The 7,683-nt window shown below is 69.3% G+C and carries 6 protein-coding genes and 1 pseudogene; 5 read left to right on the top strand and 2 right to left on the bottom strand.

Annotated elements, in window-relative coordinates; genetic code table 11:
* Nucleotides 1-8 precede the first annotated feature (8 nt).
* Nucleotides 9-2,423, bottom strand: coding sequence for a phosphocholine-specific phospholipase C (locus tag KGQ19_RS06675; RefSeq protein ID WP_212008191.1), 2,415 nt, complete (start codon nt 2,421-2,423; stop codon nt 9-11).
* Nucleotides 2,424-2,748: 325 nt separating this feature from the next.
* Between KGQ19_RS06675 and KGQ19_RS06680 the strand changes: the two genes are divergently transcribed.
* From KGQ19_RS06680 to KGQ19_RS06690, 3 genes are read left to right on the top strand one after another with little or no spacing between them, the layout of a single operon-like run.
* On the top strand, nt 2,749-3,303 hold the full coding sequence (locus tag KGQ19_RS06680) for a fluoride efflux transporter FluC (protein ID WP_212008192.1): 555 nt from the start codon (nt 2,749-2,751) through the stop codon (nt 3,301-3,303).
* Nucleotides 3,300-3,662, top strand: a complete 363-nt coding sequence (gene crcB, locus KGQ19_RS06685) for a fluoride efflux transporter CrcB (RefSeq protein ID WP_212008193.1) — start codon at nt 3,300-3,302, stop codon at nt 3,660-3,662. Before KGQ19_RS06680 ends, crcB begins: the two co-directional genes overlap by 4 nt.
* A 32-nt stretch (nt 3,663-3,694) precedes the next feature.
* Nucleotides 3,695-4,441 (top strand): oxygenase MpaB family protein, encoded by a 747-nt coding sequence (locus KGQ19_RS06690; protein WP_212008194.1) that lies wholly within the window; start codon nt 3,695-3,697, stop codon nt 4,439-4,441.
* A 12-nt stretch (nt 4,442-4,453) separates the two neighbouring features.
* Here the strand turns inward: KGQ19_RS06690 and KGQ19_RS06695 are convergent, their stop codons facing one another.
* Nucleotides 4,454-6,220, bottom strand: a complete 1,767-nt coding sequence (locus KGQ19_RS06695) for an AMP-dependent synthetase/ligase (RefSeq protein ID WP_230418280.1) — start codon at nt 6,218-6,220, stop codon at nt 4,454-4,456.
* 291 nt (nt 6,221-6,511) lie between these two features.
* On the opposite strand from KGQ19_RS06695, the gene KGQ19_RS06700 reads away from it, so the two are divergent.
* Both KGQ19_RS06700 and KGQ19_RS06705 read left to right on the top strand, forming a co-directional pair.
* Complete coding sequence (locus KGQ19_RS06700) at nt 6,512-7,225, top strand: single-stranded DNA-binding protein (protein ID WP_212008196.1); 714 nt, start codon at nt 6,512-6,514, stop codon at nt 7,223-7,225.
* Nucleotides 7,226-7,432: 207 nt separating this feature from the next.
* Nucleotides 7,433-7,683: pseudogene (locus tag KGQ19_RS06705) on the top strand (hypothetical protein); the annotation flags it as partial.

Consider the following 7,683-nt stretch of genomic DNA (forward strand, 5'->3'; position numbering starts at 1 on the left):
TCTGCGGATCAGATCCCTATAACGTTCAGCTCGGCGCACGACGTCCACGGGTTCCCGTTGACCTCCGACAGCGCCCGGAACCGTACGTAGCGGCCGGTTGCGGCGGTGAAGTTCACGGTCTTCAGAGTGTTGTCGTTCGCGAACGTACCGGTCGCCACCGCGTTACCCCAGTTGGTGCCGTCGGCGCTGACGTAGAACTCGTATTGGCCGACCCAGCCGTGGTTGCCCCCGTCCTGCCGAGGCAGGTACGTGAACCCGGACACGGAGTGCGAGGCGGTCATGTCGAGCTGGATCTCGTGCGGGCACGGCGGGTTCGGCGTGACGTTGTACCACTGCGTGTGCCAGTAGGTAGCGGCGCTGCCGTCTATAGCGTTGGTCGCCGCGCCGTTCTCGCCGACGGTCTCCTGGCTGTCGAAGTACTTCACCGTCCAGCCGGTGCGGTCCAGGACGGCCGGGGTGCCGCCACCGCCGCTGCTCGGCGCCGCGGGCTGACCGGTCTCGATCTTCCCGGCGAACCGGCGGAGGAAGTTGTCGCCGACGTTCGCGGTGGCCGTCAGGTCGTACCAGCCGCTGGCCGTGGGCCAGGAGTGGGTGACCGTCGCGCCGCCGGCGACCGTGAAGGTCCAGGGCCCGCCGGTGATGAAGTGGTTCGCCGCGACGGTGATCACGGCGGAGGCGGTGCCGGTGTTGGTCATCGTCAGCACCAGCGCGTTGTTTGCGGTGTCGTAGCCCGGCTTCACTTCCAGGTGCGGCAGCGAGGCGTTGCCGATGGTGGTCAGGTCGCCGACGAACGTGCGCAGGAAGCCGTTGGGGCCGTGCACGTCGAGCGAGTACTTGCCGGCGCTGACGCTCTGCGCGCTCCAGTAGTCCGAGGACGTCGAGTTCGGCGAGATGAGGTACTGCCAGTTCGCGAAGGTCCGGTAGGCCGTGGTGTAGGCCTGGAGCGGGACGGCCTGCGCGCCGGCATTGGAGAAGTCCGTCCAGAACCGGCCGGCGGCCAGGTCATAGCGGCCGGTGACGTTCGGCTGGTAGAGCGTGGCACGCTGGCCCTTCGTGCCCGCCTCCTGCGCCGGCATGCTCTGCGTGGCCGGCGGGGTCGGGGCGGGCAGCGTCGAGCACTGGTTGTTCGCCGAGGTCACCAGCGGGCCGGTGGCCGGCAGGGTCGGGAACGTGGTGGTCGAGGTGGCGAAGTTCAGCGCGGTGGTCAGGTCGCCGCAGACCGCGCGCCGCCACGCCGAGATGTTCGGCTCCTGCACGCCGGTCCAGGTCTCGATCAGCCGGATCGTGGAGGTGTGGTCGTAGATCGTGGAGTCCACCCAGCCGCCCTGCGACCAGGGGGAGATCACCAGCTGCGGGACCCGCACGCCGAGCCCGATCGGCAGACCGCTGACGAACTCGTCGGCGGTGCCGGCCGGCGGGGTCGGCGGGATGACGTGGTCGAAGAAGCCGTCGTTCTCGTCGTAGTTGAGGATGAAGACCGTCTTGGACCACACGTCCAGGTTCGACGCCAGCGCGGTGAGCATCTTCGAGACGTAGTCCGCGCCGAGCGCCGGGGCGTAGTTCGGGTGCTCGGACTTGCCGGCCGGCGCGACGATCCAGGAGACCTGCGGCAGGGTGCCGTTGGTGACGTCGGCCTGGAACTCCGCGACCGAGTCCGTGGACTTCACCATGCCGCGCTGGTAGAGCGGGCTGCTGGTCGCGGCGTTCTTGTACTGGTTGAACCAGGCCAGCGCGTTGTCGTCGTAGTTGTCGGTCTCCTGGTAGACCTTCCACGTGACCCCGGCGGCCTGTAGCCGCTCGGGGTACGTGGTCCAGGTGTAGCCGGCCTCGGAGTTGTCGGTGACCGGACCGCCGCCGGTGCCGTTGGGGTCGATCATCCCGGTCCACATGTACAGCCGGTTCGGGTTGGTCGGTCCCATGACGGAGCAGTGGTAGCCGTCGCAGATGGTGAAGGCGTCGGCGAGGGCGTACTGGAACGGGATGTCGGCCCGCGTGTAGTAGCCCATGGTGTCGACGCCCTTGGCGGCGACCCAGCCGTTGTAGGAGCCGTTGGCCCAGGCGTTGTGCATACCGCCCCAGGAATGATCAAGATCGGGGACGCACTGCGCGCTGGTGGTCGCGGTGTTCAGGTGCCACGGCAGGATGGTCTTGCTGCCGTTGGGCTGGGTGGACACCGAGGTGCCGTTCTGGAACACGTACGGCACTGTGTCGCCGAAGCCCCGGACCCCGGCGAGGGTGCCGAAGTAGTGGTCGAAGCTGCGGTTCTCCTGCATCAGGATCACGATGTGGCCGACGTCGCTGAGCGATCCGCTCAGGCCCGCCGTAGCGGCCATGGCGGTGCGCAGCGTCTCCGGCAGGAAGGCGGCACCGGCCGCCGCCGCCGCGGAAGCGGACAGGAACTTGCGTCTGGACAGGGGAGACATCTCACTCCAGGCGTGTGGGAGAGATCGGGTGAGGGTGGCGCTCGCGCGAGATGCCCTGTGAATGTAGGTGCGCATCGCAGTGCTTGTAAATGCGCGATCTGCGGCGTAACGGTAAAATCCAAGCGTCGGTGGAGGAGACTCCAAGGGAACGCCCGCCGACCCCGGGATGCATCATCGCTACGGCTCTGGCCAGCGCGTCAACAATCGGTAAGGGCCGGATTCGGCTATAGCCGCCATGGCGAAATCAGGGGACGTCCGCGATGTCCGGATCCGGCCCGGGATGGCGGTTTGGGCGCCGGTGGCCGCGGGGGCGATCATGGGGCGCGTGAGTTCCCCACAGCCGCCCTCCGACGCCGGGCCCCAGCCCGGGCCCCATCACGTCGGGCCTCATCACGCCTGGCACCACGAGGTCCCGCCCGAGGACGAGGGCAGCAGCGTCGAGGCTCCGGCCGCGCCGGCTTCGGGACCGGGCACTGCGCGGGTGGTGGCGGTCATCGCCGCCGGCGGGTTTCTCGGCGGCCCGACGCGCTACCTTCTCGGCCAGGCGTTCCCGACCGCGCAACACACGTTCCCGGCGACGACGTTCGTCATCAACGTGACCGGGTCGTTCGTCCTGGCGGTGCTGCTGGTGTGCGTGATCGAGGTATGGCCGCCGACGCGCTATGTGCGGCCCTTCAGCGCGGTCGGCTTCCTCGGCGCTTATACGACGTTCTCCACGTGGATGGTCGACACGGACCGGTTCCTGGCCGCGGGGCGCTATGGTCTGGCCGCACTGGACGTCTTCGGCAGCCTGTTCTCCGGGCTGGCCGCCACGGCGCTCGGCATCTTCCTGGCGCGCGCGGCGCTCGTCAGGCGTTCCCCTGGATGGTCCCGCGCATGACCCTTCTAGGCGTAGCCATTGCTTCCGCTATAGGGGCGCCCGCGCGGTACCTCGTGGACCGGTTCGTGGCGTCCCGGAACCGGGGTGTGTTCCCGTGGGGCACGCTCGTGATCAACGTCACCGGCGCGTTCGTCCTGGGGGTGCTGGTGGGTATGGGTGCTCATCATGGGCTGTCCAAGCAGGCGGTGGCGATCCTGGGTACCGGCTTCTGCGGTGCCTATACGACGTTCTCGACATTCAGCGTCGAGACCGTGAGGCTGGTGGAAGAACGGGCGTTCGGGAAGGCCGTCCTGAACGTTGGCATGAGCCTGGCGGCCGGGCTGCTCGCGGGTACGGCCGGATTGGGGTTGGCGCAGTGAGGGCACGGGACGAGACCGCTATCCAACAGGTGGTGCAGGAGGTTTGTACCCTCCTCGGGGCCGGCCGCGCGATCCTGCTCCAGGTGGCGCATCCCAAAGTGGCACAGGGAGTGGCCGAGCACAGTCGGTTCGCGGAGAAGCCCCTTAAGCGGCTGCGCGGGACGTTGGACTACGTCTATGCGATCACCCTTGGGACGCCCGAAGAGTCCGCGGCGATCGCCGACACCGTCAACCGGATCCACACGTATGTCAAAGGCGCGGGCTACTCCGCGAAGGATCCGGAACTCCAGCTCTGGGTCGCTGCGACGCTCTATAAGAACTCGCTCCATCTCTACGAATCCACGCTCGGGCCGATGCCTGCCGAGAAGCGGGAGGAGTTCTGTCGCGAGGCCTCGGTGTTCAGTACGCTGCTCGGCTGCCCCGAGGACATGTGGCCGTCCTCGGTGACGGAGTTCGAGGAGTACTGGGATCGCGAGATGGCTTCGCTGGTGATCTCCGAGGAGGCCAAGCGGATCTGCCGCGATCTGCTCTACAACCGAGCGCTCCCGTGGTACTTGCGTCCGCTGCAGCCGGCGAACCGGTTCGTCACCACAGGCCTGTTGCCGGAGCGCATGCGGGATGAGTTCGGGCTGATCTGGGACCCGCGCCGCGAGCGGGTGTTCCGCTTCGGGGCGCGGGTGGCGCGTTCGACGTACCCCCGGGTCCCACTCGGGGTACGTCGCCTGCCAGTGGCGCTCTATATGCGGTACTTCCGTAGGCGGTTCGGCGCTAATGCGTGAAGACCCTCTTTACTAGCTCTCTGTCTGCACATACATCTCATCGATCACATCGGCGTACCGGTCGGTGATCACCCGGCGCCGCAGGCTCAGCTTCGGTGTCACCTCGCCGGTGTCCGGAGTCCAGGGCCCGGGGATGATCGTGTACTTCTTCACCTGCTCGGGCCGGGCCAGCTTGGCGTTGGCCGTCGCCACCGCCTGGTCCACCGCGGCCCGGGCTTCGGGGGAGTGCCCGGCGTCGCCCGGGTACACATCCGGGTCCAGGACGATCAAGGCCGTGACGTAGGGGCGGCGGTCGCCGATCGCGGCGGCGAAGCCGATGGCCGGGTGCGCGGTCAGGTGGCTCTCGATCAGCGTCGGCGGGATGTTCTTGCCGCCGGAGGTGATGATCAGTTCCTTCTTGCGGTCGGTGACGGTCAGGAAGCCGTCCTCGTCCAGGGTCCCGACATCGCCGGTGGCCAGCCAGCCTTCGTCGTCCAGCGGGGACTGCACGCTGCCGTCCGGCTGCAGGTAGCCGGCCAGCAGGATCGGGCCGCGGACGAACACCTCGCCGTCGTCGGCGAGCTTCACTTCGATGCCCGGGATCGGCGGGCCGACCGTGCCGGCCCGGTTCGCCACCGGCGTGCACACGGTGGCCGCGCCGCTGGTCTCGGACATGCCCCAGAGCTCCATCAGCGGGATGCCCAGACCGTTCAGGAAGCGCAGCGTCTCCACCGAGATCGGGGCCGCGCCGCTGGTGGCCCGGGTGAGCCGGTCCAGCCCGAGCAGCGAGCGGGCCGGGGCCAGCACGGTGCGGTCGGCCTCGGCGACGGCCCGCGCCAGCTCCTCCGGGACCTGCTTGCCCGCCGCGGCCAGGTCGAAGGCCTCCACAGCGAGCGCGTGCGCCTTCTCGAACGCCTCGCGCTGCGCCGGATCGGCCGCCTTCACCAGGCCCTGGACGCCGGCGACCAGCTTCTCCCAGATGCGCGGCACGCCGAACAGCGACTCCGGGCGGACCCGGCCGAGCGCACCGACCACCTGGCGCGGATCGGGACACAGGTGGACGTGCGCGATCTTCACGACGGAGCCGTAGAGGCTGAGCTCGCGCTCGGCGATGTGGGCCAGCGGCAGGTAGGCCAGGGCGTTCGGGAAGTCGTCGATGGGGTGGATCGCGTTGACGGCCTCCGCCTCGTACAGGACGTTGAGATGGGTCAGCACGACGCCCTTGGGATCGCCGGTGGTGCCCGAGGTGTACATCATGCCGACCGGGTCCTGCGGCCGGATCTGCCGCCAGCGCTGCTCGAACAGGCTCCGGTTGTCCGCCAGCCGCTCCCGGCCGATGGCCACCACCGCGCTAAAAGGCAGGAACTGCTTGCCGTGCGCGGCCTCGCCGACGACGACGCAGTCGGCCTCCTCGACCACGATGACGTGCCGCAACTCCGGCAGGTCGGCCAGCACCGGCTGCCACCGCTCGATCTCGTGCCGGCCCTCCAGCACCACGATCGGCGCGGCGCTGTGCGCGGCGACGTAACCGATCTGCTCGGTGGACAGCGTGTCGTAGGCGGTGCACGGGATGGCGCGCGCGTGCTGGGCGCCGTAGTCGGCGATCCAGTGCTCGGGCCGGCTGGACATCATGGTCAGCATCCGGTCCCCGGGCTCCAACCCGAGCGCGACCAGCCCCTCACTGAACTCCGCGGCGTGCTCCCGCAACTCGCCCCAAGTCAAGGTACTGGTATGCCCCTCGGCATCCGGAGCCCCGGTGAGCGCCGGCCGATCCCCGTACTCAGTGGCATTGCGCTCCATCAACCCGGGCACGGTCTGCCCCGCGATCGCGGCGAGAAAGGGCTCGGCAGCGGCGTTGTCCACGGAACCGGTCACGAAAGGCCTCCAGCGTCGGCATCGTTTCGGCAAACACTAAAACCGCCCAAGGCCGCACGGAAGAGCCCTGACTGGGCCGAACGAGTGCACACCCCCTTCGAACCCTTGTGCCCGATTCACGAAGAATGCCACCATAGTCCCACCAGGATCCCAGGGGGCAGGCGATCACCGGCCATAAGAAGGACCCGCACAGCACACATCCAGGGGGATGCACCGATGATGAACGAAACCACCGTCACCGTGGTCGGCATGGTCTGCAGCGACATCCGCTACACCCACCCCGACGACGCGGCCCCGACCGCCCGCTTCCAAATCCGCAACACCCCCCGCCACTTCGACAAACGCACCAACACCTGGACCAACGGCGACCCCAGCTACTTCAACGCGACCTGCTACCGCACCCTCGCCGACCACGTGGCAAGCAGCATGGGCGTAGGCGACCCGGTAGTAGCCACCGGCCGCCTCCGCATCACCCGCTGGCGCCGCAACGAGGAGAACATGGTCACCGCCGAACTCGACGTCCAAGCCATCGGCCACGACCTCCGCTGGGGCACCACCGTCTACCGCCGCGCCACACCCCCCGGCGGCACCCGCATCCCCGGCCCCGGCCGCCGCCGCGAGGCAGCCACAGCCACAGCCGCCGGCGCTGGCGCGGATGCTGGAGTGGGGGCTGGCGCTGGCACTCCTGAGCTGGAGCCCGTGGGTGCGGGCGCAGGCGCGGGGGTGGGCGCAGGTACCAGAGCGAGCGCCGAATCCAGGTCCGAATCCAGGTCCGAATCCAGGTCCGAATCCAGCGCCATCGCAGGTGCGGAAGCAACAGCCGCCAGCGCAAAACTCGCCGCCGGCCCTGGCGTCGGCACGAGTACTGATCCGAGCGACGCGGCGCCCACCCCTACTGCGGAGGCGATGAAACTACCCGCCGCCGCATGACAAAGCACTGACACTGACCCAGATTCCGACACCGACACCGACACCGATACCGCTTGAGCCCGCGGCCCACCCAGGGCCGCACTCAAGCACCCTCGCAACAAGGCACGCGGCCGGCAGCGGGACCGGCCGCCCCTCGCGACGCGCCCACGCGCGTCCAAAAAGCAGGTGGGATGGGGGCGGGGGAAAGGAGAGAACCAGCCGCCCACCATGGCATGCTTCGCCAGCACGCCAGCACGCCGCCACGCCGCCACGCCGCCACGCCGCCACGCCGCCACGCCGCCACGCCGCCACGCCGCCACGCCGCCACGCCGCCACGCCGCCACGCCGCCACGCCGCCACGCCGCTCGCATCCTGCCCCGACGCCCGCTGCGGGTCAGCCCAGCGCCCCGGACAGCGGACCGGCGGCTGCCCACTCCGCACTCCGGCACTCCGCACTCCGGCACTCCGCACCCCGGCAC

Origin of the sequence: Catenulispora pinistramenti, assembly GCF_018274385.1 — a bacterium.
GTDB classification, from domain to species: Bacteria; Actinomycetota; Actinomycetes; order Streptomycetales; family Catenulisporaceae; genus Catenulispora; species Catenulispora pinistramenti.

What these genes read in the sequence shown, in the direction of transcription:
- KGQ19_RS06675 (WP_212008191.1), bottom strand. Translation starts at nt 2,423, where the DNA reads ATGTCTCCCCTGTCCAGACGCAAGTTCCTGTCCGCTTCCGCGGCGGCG.
- crcB (WP_212008193.1), top strand. Translation starts at nt 3,300, where the DNA reads ATGACCCTTCTAGGCGTAGCCATTGCTTCCGCTATAGGGGCGCCCGCG.
- KGQ19_RS06695 (WP_230418280.1), bottom strand. Translation starts at nt 6,220, where the DNA reads ATGGAGCGCAATGCCACTGAGTACGGGGATCGGCCGGCGCTCACCGGG.
- KGQ19_RS06700 (WP_212008196.1), top strand. Translation starts at nt 6,512, where the DNA reads ATGATGAACGAAACCACCGTCACCGTGGTCGGCATGGTCTGCAGCGAC.